At 61.9% G+C, this 17,218-nt stretch carries 14 protein-coding genes; 8 read left to right on the top strand and 6 right to left on the bottom strand.

Translation table 11 applies throughout. The features are described 5' to 3' along the window. Window positions 1-50: 50 nt before the first annotated feature. Complete coding sequence (dgcA, locus tag NKJ88_RS16640; protein WP_023825087.1) at window positions 51-1,034, top strand: N-acetyl-D-Glu racemase DgcA; 984 nt, start codon at window positions 51-53, stop codon at window positions 1,032-1,034. Here dgcA and NKJ88_RS16635 read toward each other — a convergent pair. Beyond that, entirely contained in the window at window positions 1,005-2,219 is a 1,215-nt protein-coding gene (locus tag NKJ88_RS16635) for an MFS transporter (RefSeq protein WP_023715970.1), read from the bottom strand. The genes dgcA and NKJ88_RS16635 overlap by 30 nt on opposite strands. 104 nt (window positions 2,220-2,323) lie before the next feature. Next, window positions 2,324-3,139, bottom strand: coding sequence for a UDP-2,3-diacylglucosamine diphosphatase (locus tag NKJ88_RS16630; protein ID WP_023739351.1), 816 nt, complete (start codon window positions 3,137-3,139; stop codon window positions 2,324-2,326). Window positions 3,140-3,259: 120 nt separating this feature from the next. Here NKJ88_RS16630 and NKJ88_RS16625 point away from each other — a divergent pair, with 120 nt between their 5' ends. Together NKJ88_RS16625 and NKJ88_RS16620 are read left to right on the top strand one after the other, a co-directional pair. Beyond that, the gene (locus tag NKJ88_RS16625; protein ID WP_023825088.1) at window positions 3,260-4,039 is read left to right on the top strand and encodes an SDR family oxidoreductase; all 780 of its coding nucleotides are present in this window, start codon (window positions 3,260-3,262) and stop codon (window positions 4,037-4,039) included. A 159-nt stretch (window positions 4,040-4,198) separates the two neighbouring features. Then, window positions 4,199-6,523 carry an NADP-dependent malic enzyme gene (locus NKJ88_RS16620; protein WP_023825089.1) on the top strand — a complete coding sequence of 775 codons (2,325 nt, stop codon included), beginning with the start codon at window positions 4,199-4,201 and terminating at the stop codon, window positions 6,521-6,523. Window positions 6,524-6,528: 5 nt separating this feature from the next. Here the strand turns inward: NKJ88_RS16620 and NKJ88_RS16615 are convergent, their stop codons facing one another. After that, window positions 6,529-7,149, bottom strand: a complete 621-nt coding sequence (locus tag NKJ88_RS16615) for a DUF1287 domain-containing protein (protein ID WP_050590581.1) — start codon at window positions 7,147-7,149, stop codon at window positions 6,529-6,531. Between the two features lie 203 nt (window positions 7,150-7,352). On the opposite strand from NKJ88_RS16615, the gene NKJ88_RS16610 reads away from it, so the two are divergent. After that, window positions 7,353-8,549, top strand: coding sequence for a DUF2865 domain-containing protein (locus tag NKJ88_RS16610; protein ID WP_352444738.1), 1,197 nt, complete (start codon window positions 7,353-7,355; stop codon window positions 8,547-8,549). On the opposite strand, the gene gltX is transcribed toward NKJ88_RS16610, so the two are convergent. Then, window positions 8,467-9,840, bottom strand: a complete 1,374-nt coding sequence (gene gltX, locus NKJ88_RS16605; RefSeq protein ID WP_023690149.1) for a glutamate--tRNA ligase — start codon at window positions 9,838-9,840, stop codon at window positions 8,467-8,469. The genes NKJ88_RS16610 and gltX overlap by 83 nt on opposite strands. A 730-nt stretch (window positions 9,841-10,570) precedes the next feature. Between gltX and NKJ88_RS16600 the strand changes: the two genes are divergently transcribed. From NKJ88_RS16600 to NKJ88_RS16585, 4 genes are all read left to right on the top strand, one after another. Then, the gene (locus tag NKJ88_RS16600) at window positions 10,571-14,335 is read left to right on the top strand and encodes a vitamin B12-dependent ribonucleotide reductase (protein WP_352444736.1); all 3,765 of its coding nucleotides are present in this window, start codon (window positions 10,571-10,573) and stop codon (window positions 14,333-14,335) included. A 14-nt stretch (window positions 14,336-14,349) separates the two neighbouring features. Further along, a complete protein-coding gene (locus NKJ88_RS16595; RefSeq protein ID WP_352444734.1) occupies window positions 14,350-14,655 on the top strand; it encodes a helix-turn-helix domain-containing protein in 306 nt (101 codons plus the stop codon). Further along, the gene (locus NKJ88_RS16590) at window positions 14,652-15,365 is read left to right on the top strand and encodes an ImmA/IrrE family metallo-endopeptidase (protein WP_352444732.1); all 714 of its coding nucleotides are present in this window, start codon (window positions 14,652-14,654) and stop codon (window positions 15,363-15,365) included. Before NKJ88_RS16595 ends, NKJ88_RS16590 begins: the two co-directional genes overlap by 4 nt. 475 nt (window positions 15,366-15,840) lie before the next feature. Then, window positions 15,841-16,047, top strand: coding sequence for a type II toxin-antitoxin system HicB family antitoxin (locus NKJ88_RS16585; RefSeq protein ID WP_023816570.1), 207 nt, complete (start codon window positions 15,841-15,843; stop codon window positions 16,045-16,047). Window positions 16,048-16,076: 29 nt separating this feature from the next. Here the strand turns inward: NKJ88_RS16585 and NKJ88_RS16580 are convergent, their stop codons facing one another. Continuing rightward, a complete protein-coding gene (locus NKJ88_RS16580) occupies window positions 16,077-16,658 on the bottom strand; it encodes a hypothetical protein (RefSeq protein ID WP_352444729.1) in 582 nt (193 codons plus the stop codon). Between the two features lie 28 nt (window positions 16,659-16,686). Beyond that, window positions 16,687-17,208, bottom strand: coding sequence for a hypothetical protein (locus NKJ88_RS16575; RefSeq protein WP_352444727.1), 522 nt, complete (start codon window positions 17,206-17,208; stop codon window positions 16,687-16,689). Between the last annotated feature and the right edge of the window lie 10 nt (window positions 17,209-17,218).

Here is a 17,218-nt window from a genome sequence, read left to right as displayed (position 1 = left end):
ACCTGTCGATTTGCCGACGACGCGTTGTCGCATAGCCGGAGCAGAAAATTATGGCGCGTGTCATTTCGGTTGAGGCCGAGCGTTTTCCCATTGCCGGCACCTTCACCATCTCGCGCGGGTCGAAGACCGAAGCCGAAGTCATTACCTGCACGATCAGCGATGGGGACAATCGCGGATGGGGCGAATGCGTCCCCTACAAGCGCTATGGCGAGACTATGGAGGGGGTGCGCGACGCCACCGAGGCCATGCGCCGGCAGATAGAAGGCGGCATCAGCCGCAAGGACCTGCTCGATGCGATGCCGGCGGGTGCTGCCCGCAACGCCATCGATTGCGCCTTGTGGGACCTGGAGGCCAAGATCAGCGGCGTTGCGGTCGCGGACGCCATCCACGCTGTGCCCTTGTCGGCGCTGGAGACGGCCTACACGCTGTCGCTAGGCGAGCCGGAGGCAATGGCGGCGCAAGCCCGCGCCAATGCCGGGCGGCCGCTGCTCAAGGTCAAGATTGGCGGCGACAACGACATGGCCCGCATCCGCGCCGTGACCGAAGCGGCGCCCGACAGCCGCATCATCCTCGACGCCAATGAAGGCTGGACCGATGCCAACATCATCGAGAATCTCGCTTTCGCCGGCGAACATGGCATAGCCCTGATCGAACAGCCGCTTCCCGCCGGCCATGATGCCATCCTGCGCCACATCGCGCATCCGGTGCCGATCTGCGCAGACGAAAGCGTCCACGAGGCGAAGGACCTCGAAGCGCTTGTCGGCCTCTATGACGCCGTCAACATCAAGCTCGACAAATCCGGCGGCCTGACCGCCGCCCTTACCCTTCGCGACCGCGCCCGGGAGCTGGGATTCGGCGTGATGGTCGGCTGCATGGTCGGCACGTCGCTGGCGATGGCGCCGGCAGTGCTTTTGGCGCAAGGCGCCGACTTCGTCGACCTCGACGGTCCGCTGCTGCTTGCCCGCGACCGCCAGCCCGGCCTCGTGTACCAGGGGTCGCTGGTGTTACCGCCTGACAGGATGCTGTGGGGCTGAACGCGCGGCGAGCCCGATCAGCGCCAGGCCGATGATGGCGATCGGGATCATCGCCAGGAAGCCGTCGACGCCGTAGCGCTCGTAAAGCGGGCCGGACGCCAGCGTCACCGCCGCCATGAAGAAGCCGTTGAAGAAATAGGCAATGCCTTGCGCCGCACCCGTGCGTTCTTCCGAAACCGTTTCGCCGATCATCTTCTGCAGGCCGATCAACACCATCGCCACCGACACCGAATGCAGGGTCTGGACGCCGAAGAAACCGGCAACGCCAAGCCCGAGTGGCCAGATCAACGGAAAGGCGATCCAGCGCACGATGGAGCCGACGCCGGCGATCAGCATCACCTTGACGACTGAGACGGAGGCAAAAATACGGTTGAAAAACACGAACATGCAGACCTCGGCCACCACGCCCCAGGCCCACAGCAGGCCAACGACGGAATCGCTGATGCCGACCGATTTCCAGTAGATTGAGACAAAGCCGTAGAGGAAGGCATGGCTGGCGGTGATGATGCCGACGCCGAGGGTGAAATACAGGAAATACGGATTGAGAAGGCTCGGCGCCTGATGCTGGATGTCGGCGGCCGAAAGCGGCGAAGCCCGGCGCGGGCGGCCAAGCCGCGGCGCCAGCAATCCGGCGACGAGCGCGGCAGACAATGCCGCAAAGATGATTACCGGCACGGCCTGCGGGCTCGTCCAGGCCAGGATAAAGCCGCCTGCGACGTTGGCGCAGAGATAGGAGATCGAGCCCCATTTGCGCATCGCGGTGTAGTTCGAGCCGAAGCGGCGCACGCCCGACAGCGCGAGCGAATCGGCGATCGGCGAATGCGGCGTCCACACCACCGTCAGCGCCAGCGATACGGCAAGCACCGCCGCATAGGTGGGAGTGAGGAAATAGCCGGCGGAAAGCACCATCGTCGCGGCCACCAGCGCAATATAGACATCGGCCCTGTCCTTCGCCCGGTCCGCCAGCGCGGTCAGCAGCGGCGTCGTCACCACGCGCAGGAACATCGGCGCCGCCAGGATGATGGCGATCTGCTCGGCGTGGAAACCCTGGGCATGCAGCCACAGCGGGAAATAAGGCACATGCGTTCCCAGCGACACGAATAATGTCGCGAAGATCAGACTCATGCGCAGTTCGAAATGGCGCGGCTTGACGAGTTGTTCGGGCGAGAGCGGCGGCAGCGACATGAATCGATCCAATTACGCTGCACAAAGGGCTGCAACGCAGATCGATCCCTTAACATGCGCGAAAGCGGTCCGAAACTGCCTGGGCCAGTCGATTAACAGGAGGGTTATGCCGCTTCGACGACCCTGTCTTCGATCAGCAAGGGGATGAGCGGCTCGTCCGGTGCTTCGGGCAGCACCAGCGCCCAGTGGATGATCTCCATCTTGCCGTCGAAATGTTCGACCACCGCCGTGCAGCTCTCCACCCAGTCGCCAGTGTTGATGTACTGCACATCCTCATAAGTCTCGATCGCGGCGTGATGGATGTGGCCGCAGATGACGCCGTCGACATGCGAGCGGCGGGCCTCCTCGGTCAGCACCGTCTGGAACGAGCCGATGAAGTTCACCGCCTTCTTGACCTTGACCTTGGCCCAGGACGAGAACGACCAGTAGGGAAGGCCGAGCATATGGCGGAGCCTCGTCACCACGCGGTTGACCACCATCGCGGCGTCATAGGCGTAGTCGCCGAGGTAGGCCAGCCAGCGTGCATTGTGGACGACGGTATCGAACTGGTCGCCGTGGATGACCAGCAGGCGCCTGCCATCGGCGGTTTCGTGGATGGCGCGGTCGGCAACGACGATGCCGCCGAAATGCACGCCTTGGAACTGGCGCGCGAATTCGTCGTGATTGCCGGCGATATAGGTGATCGAGGTGCCCTTGCGCGCCTTGCGCAGCAGTTTCTGGACGACGTCATTGTGGCTCTGCGGCCAATGCCAGCTGCGCCGCAGACGCCAGCCGTCGACGATGTCTCCGACGAGATAGATGATATCGGCGTCGTGATACCGCAGGAAATCGATCAGGAACTCGGCCTTGGCCGCCTTCGATCCGAGATGCAGGTCGGATATGAACATGCTGCGGAAAGTGCGGGTTTCTGTACCGGACATCAGATCGTCACCGTTGCTTTCGCGCAGGCTATGCCCCGATTCATGCAACAACCGTATGACGGTTGCGATTGGGCCAGCCAAAGGGCTAGCGTGCCGCGCCATTCACAGGAGAAAATCGTCATGGATCTTGGCATCAAGGGCAAGAAAGCCATCGTCTGCGCATCGAGCAAAGGGCTGGGCCGCGGCTGCGCCATGGCGCTGGCCGAGGCCGGCTGCGATCTCGTCGTCAACGGCCGCAATGCCGAGCTGCTGGCAAAAACCGCAGCCGAACTGCGCGAACGCCACGGCGTGAAGGTGACCGAGATCGTCGGCGACGTCTCGAAACCCGACGTGCAGAACGCGCTCCTTGCCGCCTGCCCCGACCCGGATATCCTGGTCAACAACAATGGCGGCCCGCCCTTGCGCGATTTCCGCGAACTCGACCGCGCAAAGATCCTCGAAGGCGTGACGCAGAACATGGTGACGCCGATCGAACTGGTGCAGGCCGTCATCGACGGCATGGCCAAGCGCGGCTTCGGCCGCATCGTCAACATCACCTCGCTGTCGGTCTACGTCCCGATTCCCGGCCTCGATCTGTCGTCCGGCGCGCGAGCCGGGCTGACTTCGTTCCTCGCCGGCGTGGCGCGAACGGTGATCGACCGCAACGTCACCATCAACAGCCTGCTGCCGGGCAAGCTCGACACCGACCGGCTGCGCGGCCCGCATGAGGCCGGCACGATGGAAGACCCGGCAGCGGCCGCAGCGCGCAAGACCCGCATCAGCGCCGACGTTCCGGCCAAGCGGCTCGGCACGCCGGAAGAGTTCGGCCAGATCTGCGCCTTTCTGTGCTCGGTCCATGCCGGCTATCTCACCGGTCAGAACATCCCGGTCGATGGCGGCCTCTATGTCAGCGCGTTCTAATGGGCTCGATGGATAATCGGCAGGATTTCAGCGCAATCATTTGAAATAGTTCGATCTTTCCGGCCCCAGTTGTTTTAGCCGCCCTTGCGTTATTTGGCGTCGCGAAAAACCATTTTTGCGTGCTAAAAGGCTGCAAAGCAGGTTTGAGGGAGCGGCCGCATGGAAGGCGAGAACAAGAAGACGGCACGTTCGGACCTCGACGAAGCCGCCCTCTACTTCCACAAGCATCCAAGGCCGGGAAAGCTCGAGATTCAGGCGACCAAGCCGCTCGGCAACCAGCGCGATCTGGCGCTGGCCTATTCGCCGGGTGTTGCCGCGCCCTGCCTCGAAATCCGCGACAATCCGGCAACCGCGGCCGATTATACAGCGCGCGCCAATCTGGTCGGCGTCGTCTCCAACGGCTCGGCCGTGCTCGGGCTCGGCAATATCGGCCCGCTCGCCTCCAAGCCGGTGATGGAAGGCAAGGCGGTGCTGTTCAAGAAATTCGCCGGCATCGACGTCTTCGACATCGAGATCGACGCGCCGGGCATAGAGCGCATGGTCGAGACGATCTCGGCGCTGGAGCCGACTTTCGGCGGCATCAATCTCGAGGACATCAAGGCGCCCGAATGCTTCGAGGTCGAGGCGCAGTTGAAGGCCCGCATGGGCATTCCCGTCTTCCATGACGACCAGCATGGCACCGCCATCATCGTCGCCGCCGCCGTGCTCAACGGGCTGGAATTCGCCGGCAAGACCATTTCCGACATCAAGATCGTCACCTCAGGCGCCGGTGCGGCAGCGCTCGCCTGCCTCAACCTGTTGGTCTCGCTTGGCGCCAAGGTAGAGAATATCTGGGTCACCGACCGCTTCGGCGTCGCCTACAAGGGCCGCACCGACGAGATGGATCGCTGGAAAGACCCATATGTGAAGGACACCGAGGCGCGCACGCTGGCCGATGTGATCCCTGGCGCCGACGTTTTTCTCGGCCTGTCGGCCGCCGGCGTGCTGAAGCCGGAATTGCTTGATCATATGGCGCCTAAGCCGTTGATCCTGGCGCTGGCCAACCCCAATCCCGAAATCATGCCGGAGGTCGCGCGCGCCGCTCGTCCCGACGCGATGATCTGCACCGGCCGTTCCGATTTCCCCAATCAGGTCAACAACGTGCTTTGTTTTCCTTACATCTTCCGCGGTGCGCTGGATTGCGGCGCCAGCGCCATCAACGAGGAGATGAAGATGGCCGCGGTCAGGGCAATTGCTGCCCTTGCCCGCGAGGAACCATCCGACGTCGCCGCCCGCGCCTATTCCGGCGAGACGCCGATCTTCGGACCCGACTTCCTTATCCCCTCGCCCTTCGATCCCCGCCTGATCCTGCGCATCGCGCCGGCAGTGGCCAAGGCTGCCTGCGACACCGGCGTCGCGACCCGGCCGATCACCGACTTCGCCGCCTATATCGACCAGCTCAACCGCTTCGTCTTCCGCTCCGGCCTGGTGATGAAGCCGGTGTTTTCGTCGGCCAAGGCTTCGAACGCCAAGCGCGTCATCTATGCCGACGGCGAGGACGAGCGCGTGCTGCGCGCAGCCCAGGTGGTGCTGGAGGAAGGCATTGCCGAGCCGATCCTGATCGGCCGCCCGCACGTCATCGAGGTCAGGCTGAAGCGCTACGGCCTGCGTATCAAGCCGGGCGTCGATTTCGGCCTGATCAACCCGGAAGACGATCCGCGCTACCGCCATTATGTCGACCTGTTGATCGAGCTTGCCGGCCGGCGCGGCGTGACGACGGAAGCCGCGCGCACCATGGTGCGCACCGACAATACGGTGATTGCCGCGCTGGCGCTGAAGCGCGGCGACGCCGACGCCATGATCTGCGGCCTCGAGGGCCGTTTCGAGCGGCATCTGCGCAATGTGACGCTGGTCATCGGACCACGCGCGGGCGTCAAGGACCGCGACCTGTCGACGCTGTCGATGCTGATCTCGCAGCGCGGCATCATCTTCCTCACCGACACCCATGTCTCGGTCGACCCGACGGCCGAGGAAATCGCCGAAATGACCATATTGGCGGCGGAGGAAATCCAGCGCTTCGGCATCGAGCCGAAGGCGGCGCTGCTGTCGCATTCGGATTTCGGCTCGCGCGATTCTCCCAGCGCGCTGAAGATGCGGCAGGCAGCGGCGATCCTGGCGCGCGTTGCGCCCGACCTGCAATGCGACGGCGAGATGCATGCCGATTCAGCCCTGTCGGAGCATCTGCGCCAGCGCGTCTATCCGCATTCGCGGCTGAAGGGCGAAGCCAATCTCCTGGTGTTCCCCAACCTCGACTCCGCCAACATCACGCTGACCGCGCTGCGCACGATGATGGATGCGCTGCATGTCGGTCCGATCCTGCTTGGCACCGACAAGCCGGCGCATATTTTGACGCCGTCGGTGACGTCGCGCGGCGTCGTCAATATGACGGCGCTGGCGGTGGTCGAGGCGGCGCACAAGGCGCAGGCGGTGGTTCATTTCGGCTGAGTTTCTCACGCAGGCGCGAAGCGGTAATGCCCGGTCTGCTTGAAGGCGAACAGCGTGTCCTCCTCGCGGGCGCCCGACCCGATATTGTGGATGACCAGCGCTCGTTCCGGCACGTCCGCCGTGCGTTCGGATGAGACGATGACGATGTGCGGCAGGTTGCCGGGCAGCATCTGGGTGACGATATCGCCCGGCTGAAAGTCGGGAGGATACTCGCTGGCGGGCAAGGAAACTCCGTTGCGCCCGAAAAAAGCGGCAAGATTGCCGACCCGTCGGTGGTCGATGTTGCGGTCGGTCGCTTTCAGGCCCCAGGTCTTGGGATAGGCGGCGAAATTGGCGGCCATATCCTCATGCACCAGTTTCTGCAGGTCGAGATTGAAGGCGCGGCGATAGGCGCGCACGATGACATCCGTGCACACGCCTCGATCCGGCGCGACGTCGCCGCCGGGATAGCCGAGGCGGACATAGGCCGGGTCGTAGAAGGTGGTGATGCCGATCTGCTCACGCGCGGCTTCGACCAATTTGCTGCGCCAGTCCGGAGCGGCTGGATTTTCCTGCGCCCGGGCGGCGGGCACCGCCAGGCACAACAGACCGAACTGCAGCGCGGTTCGACGGGTAATCGCGATCATGCCAGCTCCCCGGGGCATTGCTGGATCGTGGGATAATTCCGGGGCGATTGCGCCTTTTTCATGCAGCGGTGAGATCGCACAGTTGCCGCTCTATCCAAACGCCTCCTGCAACGCGTCTATGGGCTAAGACCATCTTTGGTTGTAGATTGAGGGAACGGTTAACCGCGAATCCGGTAGACAGGCAGGCAAGCGGGGTTCGGGCAATGACGGGCGGACGATGGAGGCTGAAGCATCTGGCTGCGCTGCTCGGCGCGCTTGTGCTTTCGGCCGTCGCCACCACTGAACCGCAGGCCGCCTCCCGCGTTTGCCGTCAACTGGAAGCCGAGCTTGCTTCTTCATCGAATGGCGGCGGCAATTCCAGCATGGTGCGGAAGTATGACAAGGCCATCTCCCGCCAGTTCGAACAGCTATCAAAGGTGCGCGGTCGTGCGAGCGATGCGAATTGCGGGTTTTCGCTGTTTTCGCGCAATGTCAGCCAATGTGCTGCGCTGAACAGCAGCATCGATCGCATGAACGCCAATCTCGATGCGTTGCAAGCCAAGCGCGCGCAGCTTGCCGGCGGCGGCTCGCGGGGCGACCGCGGCCGCATCCTGGCCGCGCTCGACGCCAATGGCTGCCGCGACGAGCCCGCGCCGCACCGGGAGCCGCTGCAGGAAGCCAGCCGCGAACCCGACGACGGCAATCTGTTCGACCAGCTTTTCGGCGGCAACCGGCAGATCGACACGCTCGATCAGCCCGATGATCCCGGCGAGGAGCGCAATGTGCGCCGGGTGCTCAATCAGCCCGGCGTGCCGGATTTCCCGACGGTCGGCGGCGAGTTCCATACGAGCTGCGTGCGCACCTGCGACGGCTATTTCTTCCCGATGTCGAACTCGGCTTCGCTCGGCGATTTCGAGCGCGATCAGAAGAATTGCGAATCGAGCTGCCCCGGCACCGAAATGCAGGTGTTCTATTCGCGCGGCATGGAAGACGATTCGGCCAACATGACGTCGTCGGTGACCGGCAGGCCCTACAGCGAGTTGCCGACCGCCTATCTCTACAAACAGCCCAACATGTCGCGGCCGCTGGCTTGTGGCTGCAATGCGCAGGCCGGAAATTTCGAGATCATCGGCGGCAACCCGCCACCGCCCGAGCAATCGCAGCCTGATACCGAGACAACGCCATTCATTCCGGTGCCGGCGGCCAAACCCGATCCGGGCGCGGATCCGGAGACGCTGGCGAACGTACAAGGCGGGCTCGACCGCGCCGCCATCAAGCGCCTTGCCGTCAAGCCGGTGGTGTCGCCGGTGTCGCTGATCCCGCCGGACCAGCGCAAGGTCAGGGTCGTCGGGCCAGCGTTCCTTCCCGACCCAGCAGCGGCAATAGATCTGCAAGCTCCGGCCCGGAAGCAAGTCCGGTAAGGGCCAACCTGAGCGGCATGAACAGCGCCTTGCCCTTGCGGCCGCTGGCTTCCCTGATCCTGGCCGTCCAGTCTTTCCAGACCGTGCCGGTCCACGGCTCTTCCGGCAGCAGGTCGAAGGCCTGCTGCAGGAAGTCGCGATCCTCGTCGGAAAATTCCGGCGCGGGCTGCGGGCCGTCGGCAAGGATACGCCACCAGCCGACCGCGTCGCTCAGCCGGTCGAGATTGCCACGCACCGCCAGCCAGAACGGCTCGGCCTTGTCGCCGGAGATGCCGAGCACGATCAGCCGATCCCGCGCCTCGGAAAACGGCATGTGGTGCATGAGCGCACGATTGAGCACGAACAGCTCGTCCGGGTCGAATTTGGCCGCCGATTTCGACGTAGCGGCGGGATCGAAGCGCGCGGCCAGTGCCGGCATGTCATGCACCGCCGCGACATTTTCCGAGGTGCCGACAAGGACGGCCAGCGAAGCCACAGCCATCGGTTCGATGCCCTCCTCGCGCAGGCTTTCGATCGACAGCGCACCGCTGCGCTTCGACAGGCCCTCGCCCGAGGCCGTGGTCAAGAGATTGTGGTGGCCGAAGACAGGCGGCTCGGCGCCCAATGCCTTGAACAGCGCGATCTGCACGCCGGTGTTGGTGACGTGGTCGTCGCCGCGAATGACATGACTGACCCCCATCTCGATGTCGTCGACGACCGAAGGCAGCGTGTAGAGATAAGTGCCGTCCTCGCGCCGCAGCACCGGATCGGACAGTGAGGCCAGATCGACGGTTTCCTCGCCGCGCACCAGATCGTTCCAGTGGATTTCGGTGCGTTCGGGCTGCAGCGGATCGCTGCTGAAATTCGGCAGCAGAAAGCGCCAGTGCGGCCGGCGGCCATCGGAGCGGTATTCGGCGATCTGCTGCTGCGAAAGCGCCAGCGCCTCGCGGCCATAGACCGGCGGCAGGCCGCGCGTGCGGCGCACCTTGCGGCGCAGGTCGAGTTCTTCGGGGGTCTCGTAGCAGGGATAGACAACGCCGGCCCTTTGCAGCCGCTCCACTGCCGCGTCGTAAGTTTCGAAGCGCCGCGACTGGTATTCGGTGGCGTCGGGAAAAATGCCCAGCCAGTGCAGGTCGTAGAGGATGGCGTCGGAAAATTCCTGCCTCGAGCGGGCAATGTCTGTGTCGTCGAAGCGCTGGATGAAACGGCCCTTGTTGTTCATGGCAAACAGCCAGTTGAACAAGGCGGTGCGGGCATTGCCGATATGAATGCGGCCGGTTGGTGAGGGGGCAAAACGGACGGTAACTGTCATGGGCGGGGCGTAACGGATGCTCTTGGAATTGACAAGACGCGCCCCCGCGCGACGCCAAAGACATAATGCACGCCAGCTAAAATGAAAAGGCTGTGAGCCAGAATCCGGCCGGGCCTGTCTCGGGTGAACCGCTCACCAGCGGTCCACGCCGGCAGAATCGGGCTTCCCTCAGCCGCTTTTTGTCCCCGTTATCCACATATGTGACACACAAGATGTTGGGGTCACAAAAGCTACGCAAACGAATCCTTGACGACGCAAACCGAGTCGCCTTTTATGTGCCATGTGCTCTTGTTGAGGGCGCGACCGGAGAGTTTCGAGCCCGGTCATTTTCCCGGATTTTGTGCGTTTTGGCCATGATTTCCGCCTGTTTACGAGGCTGGCGGAAGCGTTGGATCGTGGGGCTTCGGGAGCGAAAAGGGAGATTTGTCGGACTGGAATAAATTGTCTGTTAACACTATATTTAGTGTTTGCAGGCAGGTTCGACGCTAGATAGTGTGAATTTCCCTCGGTCGAGGGAATCGAGGAAAAATTCAGTTTTGAGGGACCCGCAGGGTTCGGCGCAGAGTTGGAACAGCGGCTTCGTAAGAAGCTCGACCAGCAAGGCGACGAAGAGTGCGACTAGGAGAGCCGGTGTTTTCGAACGCCGGCAGACGGCGGACATGCGCGTTTCGCATTGGGGGCAGAAATCCCTGGGGAAAAGCGCTATATATAGACAAAAGGGACCGGACCAATGCGCATCGAGCGTCGTTTCACCAAGCAAGGGCAATCGGCTTACGCGGAGATCGAATTCCGCAAGGCGCTTTCGGAGATCAAGAATCCGGATGGCTCGGTGGTGTTCCGTCTCGATAACATCGATGTGCCGGCGCAATTCTCGCAGGTTGCAGCCGACATCCTGGCACAGAAGTATTTCCGCAAGGCCGGTGTCCCCGCGCGCCTGAAGAAGGTCGAGGAGAACGACGTCCCCTCCTTCCTGTGGCGCTCCGTTGCCGACGAGGCCGAACTGGCAAAACTGCCGGAAGCCGAGCGCTACGGTTCCGAGATCGACGCCCGCCAGGTCTTCGACCGGCTGGCCGGCACCTGGACCTATTGGGGCTACAAGGGCGGCTACTTCAAGTCGGAAGAAGACGCCAGCGCCTTCCGCGACGAGCTTGCCTATATGCTCGCCACCCAGCGCGTGGCGCCGAATTCGCCGCAATGGTTCAACACCGGCCTGCACTGGGCGTACGGCATCGACGGCCCGAGCCAGGGCCACTATTATGTCGACCCGTTCACCGGCAAGCTGACCAAGTCGAAGTCCTCCTACGAGCATCCGCAGCCGCATGCCTGCTTCATCCAGGGCGTGCAGGACGATCTCGTCAATGAAGGCGGCATCATGGACCTGTGGGTGCGTGAAGCGCGCCTGTTCAAATACGGCTCGGGCACCGGCTCCAATTTCTCCATGCTGCGCGGCGAAGGCGAAAAGCTGTCGGGCGGCGGTCGTTCGTCCGGCCTGATGAGCTTCCTCAAGATCGGCGACCGCGCGGCGGGCGCCATCAAGTCGGGCGGCACGACGCGCCGCGCGGCGAAAATGGTCATCGTCGACGCCGATCACCCCGATATCGAGGAATTCATCGACTGGAAGGTCAATGAAGAGCAGAAGGTGGCGTCGCTGGTCACCGGCTCCAAGATCGTCAAGAAGCACCTCGAAGCGATCATGAAGGCCTGCATCAATTGCGAAGGCCATGACGACGATTGCTTCGACCCGGCGCTCAACACCGCGCTGAAGCGCGAGATCAAGGCGGCCAAGAAGTCGGCGGTGCCGGAGAACTACATCTACCGCGTCATCCAGTTCGCCAAGCAAGGCTACACCTCGATGTCGTTCAAGACCTACGACACCGACTGGGATTCCGACGCCTACCTCACCGTTTCCGGCCAGAACTCCAACAATTCGGTGTCGCTGAAGGACAATTTCCTGCGCGCCGTCGAGGACGATGCCGACTGGCACCTGACCGCCCGCAAGGACGGCAAGGTGCTGAAGACGCTGAAGGCCAGGGACCTGTGGGAAAAGATCGGCTACGCCGCCTGGGCGTCGGCCGATCCGGGCCTGCATTTCAACACGACGATGAACGACTGGCACACCTGCGCCTCGGCCGGTGCGATCCGGGCGTCGAACCCGTGCTCGGAATACATGTTCCTCGACGACACGGCCTGCAACCTGGCCTCGATCAACCTGCTCCCCTACCGCAACGCCGACGGCACGATCGACATCGCCGCTTACGAGCACACGGTGCGGCTGTGGACCGTCGTCCTCGAAATCTCGGTGATGATGGCGCAGTTTCCGTCGAAGGAAATCGCCAAGCAGTCCTACGAATACCGCACGCTCGGCCTCGGCTACGCCAACATTGGTGGCCTGCTGATGACCTCGGGCATTCCCTATGACTCCGACGAGGGCCGCGCCATCTGCGCAGCACTCACCGCCATCATGACCGGCGTCGCCTATGCCACCTCGGCCGAGATGGCGTCCGAACTCGGCGCCTTCGCCGACTACGACCGCAATGCGCAGAACATGCTGCGCGTGATGCGCAACCATCGCCGCGCTGCCTATGGCGAAAAGGGCGGCTATGAGAAGCTCGCCGTCAACCCGGTGCCGCTGGTCGCTTCCGACCTGAAGCAGCAGGACCTTTTCGTCCACGCCAAGGCTGCCTGGGACCGCGCCATCGAACTCGGCGAAGAGCATGGCTACCGCAATGCGCAGGCGACCGTGATTGCGCCGACCGGCACGATCGGCCTGGTCATGGATTGCGATACCACCGGCATCGAGCCCGACTTCGCGCTGGTGAAGTTCAAGAAGCTTGCCGGCGGCGGCTATTTCAAGATCATCAATCGCGCCGTGCCGGAAGCGCTGCGCACGCTGGGTTACTCAGAAAGCCAGATCGCCGAGATCGAGGCCTATGCGGTCGGTCACGGCAACATGAACCAGGCGCCGGCGGTCAACCCCGGCTCGCTCAAGGCGAAGGGCTTTACCGATGACAAGATCGCGGCGCTCAATGCAGCACTGAAGTCGGCCTTCGACATCAAGTTCGTCTTCAACCAGTGGACGCTCGGCGCCGACTGGGTGAAGGAGACGTTCGGCTTCACCGACGAGCAGCTCAACGACTTCTCGTTCGAGATGCTGCCGGCGCTCGGCTTCTCCAGGAAGGACATCGAAGCCGCCAACATCCATGTCTGCGGTGCGATGACGCTGGAAGGCGCGCCCTTCCTCAAGGCCGAGCATCTCGCGGTGTTCGACTGCGCCAGCCCGTGCGGCAAGATCGGCAAGCGCTCGCTGTCCATCAACAGCCACATCCAGATGATGGCGGCGGCACAGCCTTTCATCTCCGGCGCCATCTCCAAGACCATCAACATGCCCAACGATGCGACGGTGGAAGACGCCAAGGGCGCCTACATGCTGTCGTGGAAGCTGGCGCTGAAGGCCAACGCGCTCTATCGCGACGGCTCGAAGCTGTCGCAGCCGCTCAATTCGTCGCTGCTCGCCGACAGCGAGGACGACGAGGACGATGCGGTCGAGCAGTTGATCGCGGCGCCCGCTTCACAGCGTGCCGTGCAGGTCACCGAGAAGATCGTCGAGCGCGTCATCGAACGCCTCTACCGCGATCGTGAAAAACTGCCGAATCGCCGCAAGGGCTACACCCAGAAGGCAGTCGTCGGCGGCCACAAGGTCTACCTGCGCACGGGCGAATTCGACGACGGCCGCATCGGCGAGATCTTCATCGACATGCACAAAGAAGGCGCCGCTTTCCGGGCGATGATGAACAACTTCGCCATCGCCATCTCGCTTGGCTTGCAATATGGCGTGCCGCTCGAGGAATTTGTCGAGGCCTTCACCTTCACCAAATTCGAGCCGGCCGGCATGGTGCAGGGCAACGACGCGATCAAGAACGCGACGTCGATCCTCGACTACGTGTTCCGCGAACTCGCCGTGTCCTACCTCGGCCGCCACGACCTCGCCCATGTCGACCAGTCGGATTTCGACAAGACGGCGCTCGGACGCGGCATCAACGAAGGCAAGGCGACGCCGTTCTCGAAGGGCCTTACCCGCGGCGCCTCGCCGGTCAAGTTGGTGTCTGGCCTAGGTGGCGAACCCAAGGGTTTTGCCGGATCACCTGCCGCGGCCCCTGCCCGGGTCACCCCAACTGCGTTCTCAGGCTCCAATGTGCTGGCGCTTAAACCAGCAAGCGACGAAGCCATCGCCTACAAGCGCGACTATGAGGAGCGAGCCAAGGAATTGGTCGAAGATATTGTTTCCGAGGAGGCAGCCGACCCCACCGGTTTGTTCACCGACGAAGCAGCGAAAGAAGCGGCCGAGGCAAAGGCGCTTGCCTCCACGCGGCGTCAGCAATCCTTGATGCAAGGCTACACCGGCAACGAATGCTCGGAATGCCACAACTTCACCATGGTGCGGAACGGAACCTGCGAGAAGTGCGACACCTGCGGTTCTACGAGCGGGTGCAGCTGAGAAGGAGCACCGAAATGGCTACAACAAAAGTTGTGGCGTCGAATGACCACTACCAGCTTACGCCCTTTGGACAGCAATGTACCGAAGGGCGTACAGCCATGACAATGACCCGACCTGAAATGGCAAAACTGGTAAATACAAGTCCCCGCGATATTTCTCTTATGGAGAGTGGCCAAAAGATACCCCCTGCGCACTATGTCGTGCTGGCGATGGGAGTTCTCGGCTTAGATCTCGAAGAGGTTGAAGCAGCACTTGCGGCCCAAGACCCGACTTACAGGCTTACGCGCGTTTCGCAGCCACGATACGGTGATGTGCGATGAAAAACGTCTATGTCGCCAAAGGAGCCTCTCTCCACCAAATCAATCGTTTGGCAGAGACAATTCGGACGTCCGCGTTTGGGCCTGGCGAAGGAGAACTGGATATAATTCGATATCTGGAAATCGATTTACCTAAGATTTTTCCGGGGCTTTATCTCTTCATAGAAGACGATGTAACGATGGGCTCGCGGCGCGCCTTCATTTCTGAAGACCCGCTGGGGATCGTTGTATCCGAGAGCATCTATGAGGCCGCCGCAAATAAGTCGGCGTTCGCTATGGAAGTTCTCCTCCATGAGGTTGGGCACCTGTTTCTACATCACAGGTATGCGGCGCTTGGCCTGAATAACGCTGACGCAGTATATAGCGACAGCGTCAGAAATACCCCCCTACCTAATAGCGCCGAATGGCAAGCAACAGCTTTTGCTCTTTGCTTCCTTTATCCGTATTCCTTTTGCAAAAAATATAAATCAGCAAACGAAATTCGGAAGTCATATAAATTGACTGAGAAGCAGGCCATTAGAATTAGTCGACACTTGAGTCGGCTTAAAGTACGAAAAAATGAAACCGTTGCGTCCAACGATGGCAATTGGATCAAAGCTGTAATTTCCGAACTCCCAAAAAGAGCTTCGTTGGAACGAACTCCGGACCCCCTCGGTCAACTCTCGTTATTTTTTAACGGCAAGCAATCACAGCGCGGCGCACTCAACGCATAGATATTTACGCCGCATGGACGGCATCCGCCGCTGCTGCGCGGCTATAGGGCAATACTGCTCCAGATACCAAACCCCTCTGCAGGAACGCCTGCGAGTGCCGCATGCAGAGTGACGGGATATTCCTAAATTAGCTGCGAGAAACTAAATCGTTACGTGCAAGACAGATTGCCTTGCACGTAAGACCCTTGTAGAACAAAGCAGCAACGCAAATAAAGGTCATAAAATGGCTAAGACACCGAAGACAGAACGCAATTCAGGGAAGATATGGCAACCGGCAGAGATTAAGCAGCTTAAGGTTTTGGCGAAAGATAACACCCCTACACGCATTATCGGCCTAAAGCTTGGCCGTACACCGGGAGCGGTGCAATCGAAGGCTTCTGAGGAAGGGGTGTCCCTAAAGCCCACAAACCAGTCTCCATACAATCGAAGAAAGGCCTGAGTAGGCTGATCGATCAAACCGATCTGTGAGTGGTCAATGCGTTACGCGGTAGTGATCGAAAAAACAGGAAACAATTTCTCTGCCTATGTGCCGGACTTACCCGGCTGCATCGCGACCGGTGCGACCGTGCCAGAAGTGGAAACCGAAGTTCGCGACGCTATACGCTTTCACATCGAAGGCTTGCGTGCCGATGGGCTGGACGTGCCGAAAGGCGTCAGCCTCGCGGAATACGTCGAAGCATAAGACAGATCCTGCGGTCAGGATCTCAGCACCTACCCCGCCGACACCACCCGCAGCGTCTGCTCATCAAACAACGGCTCGTCCTGCCCCGCCCGTACGAACAGCACCTTCCGCCCCGCCGGTACCTCGAAGTACTGGATGCCGTCGGGCATTTCGCCCCAGTCGCCGCAGGGTGGTTCGGGAACGTCATCACTCACCACCGCTTTCAGCTCTTTGGCATAGGCAGCATCAGGGCTGAATGTGTAGCGTTTGACGCCGGCGGGCACGGTGCCTTCGGTGTAGGGTACCAGCACGCAGCGGGCGCTGACTGATTTGTCGGTCTTGTCCAATAGCAGGCGCAGCACCGCAGGCTCGGCGGTTTCGCCTGCCTTAATATCGAATACCTCGACCAGTGGATCGGGCGCGCCGCCATCGCTGTATTTGATGGCGAGCGCATTGCCGGCGAACTCGAAATGGATCTGGCGGAAGCCGAAATCGCAGCGCTGCGCCCAAGCGGCCAGCCCAACCGTCTTGTCGGCCATTTTTTCCCAGACGCATTTGTCGATCGGCGGGCGCGACGGCGACGGCTCGTCCGCATATGCAGCGGCTGATATCGCCGCGGCGGCAAACAGCACGCAAATCCAGACAATTGATCTCATGGCGTTATTCATCGCTGCATCCTGTCAATGTGAAGGCGTCCCACGCCGAGCCGTCCGGATTGGCATTGGCGAAATCGGCAAATTCGGTGAAGCCCGCGCCGAAATCGGGCAGCAACAGCCCTTTCGGCGCCGGTGTCGGTTCGCGCGAATTCAGCTGCTCGGCGCCGCCTCCGGTCAACGCATAGACCTGGCCCATCCATATCCGGCACATCCCGCTGCCGTCCTCCAGCCCCGCTTCGCGGTCGTCGTCGGTGCAGGCATGGCGGATGGTGCCGAGCGGAAACGAATTTTTGCCATTGGTCCAGGTGATGTCGGCCGGCAAGCGCGTGTCGGTGTTGGGGACGGTCACCGAAAACACTTCGGCCGTCAGTGCCGCCGGTTCATTGTCGAGCGGGCGGAATTGCAACACCGCGCCCGAACGCGGCTCGCGATAGGTGGCGTGGCTTAGCAGACACTCTCTTGCGCTCGCTGCCTGCACGGCGCCGAGCAGAGCCAGGCAAACGACGGCCAGCCTGCGAACGATCATTGGATGTCTC

The sequence above is a fragment of the Mesorhizobium sp. M0016 genome (assembly GCF_040324035.1).
Classification (GTDB): Bacteria; Pseudomonadota; Alphaproteobacteria; order Rhizobiales; family Rhizobiaceae; genus Mesorhizobium.
This window is presented reverse-complemented; position numbering and strand designations above follow the sequence as displayed.

Bases quoted from the DNA above. Each gene is read 5' to 3' on its own strand.
- dgcA (WP_023825087.1), top strand. From the start codon at position 51: ATGGCGCGTGTCATTTCGGTTGAGGCCGAGCGTTTTCCCATTGCCGGC.
- NKJ88_RS16635 (WP_023715970.1), bottom strand. From the start codon at position 2,219: ATGTCGCTGCCGCCGCTCTCGCCCGAACAACTCGTCAAGCCGCGCCAT.
- NKJ88_RS16630 (WP_023739351.1), bottom strand. From the start codon at position 3,139: ATGTCCGGTACAGAAACCCGCACTTTCCGCAGCATGTTCATATCCGAC.
- NKJ88_RS16625 (WP_023825088.1), top strand. From the start codon at position 3,260: ATGGATCTTGGCATCAAGGGCAAGAAAGCCATCGTCTGCGCATCGAGC.
- NKJ88_RS16620 (WP_023825089.1), top strand. From the start codon at position 4,199: ATGGAAGGCGAGAACAAGAAGACGGCACGTTCGGACCTCGACGAAGCC.
- NKJ88_RS16615 (WP_050590581.1), bottom strand. From the start codon at position 7,149: ATGATCGCGATTACCCGTCGAACCGCGCTGCAGTTCGGTCTGTTGTGC.
- NKJ88_RS16610 (WP_352444738.1), top strand. From the start codon at position 7,353: ATGACGGGCGGACGATGGAGGCTGAAGCATCTGGCTGCGCTGCTCGGC.
- gltX (WP_023690149.1), bottom strand. From the start codon at position 9,840: ATGACAGTTACCGTCCGTTTTGCCCCCTCACCAACCGGCCGCATTCAT.
- NKJ88_RS16600 (WP_352444736.1), top strand. From the start codon at position 10,571: ATGCGCATCGAGCGTCGTTTCACCAAGCAAGGGCAATCGGCTTACGCG.
- NKJ88_RS16595 (WP_352444734.1), top strand. From the start codon at position 14,350: ATGGCTACAACAAAAGTTGTGGCGTCGAATGACCACTACCAGCTTACG.
- NKJ88_RS16590 (WP_352444732.1), top strand. From the start codon at position 14,652: ATGAAAAACGTCTATGTCGCCAAAGGAGCCTCTCTCCACCAAATCAAT.
- NKJ88_RS16585 (WP_023816570.1), top strand. From the start codon at position 15,841: ATGCGTTACGCGGTAGTGATCGAAAAAACAGGAAACAATTTCTCTGCC.
- NKJ88_RS16575 (WP_352444727.1), bottom strand. From the start codon at position 17,208: ATGATCGTTCGCAGGCTGGCCGTCGTTTGCCTGGCTCTGCTCGGCGCC.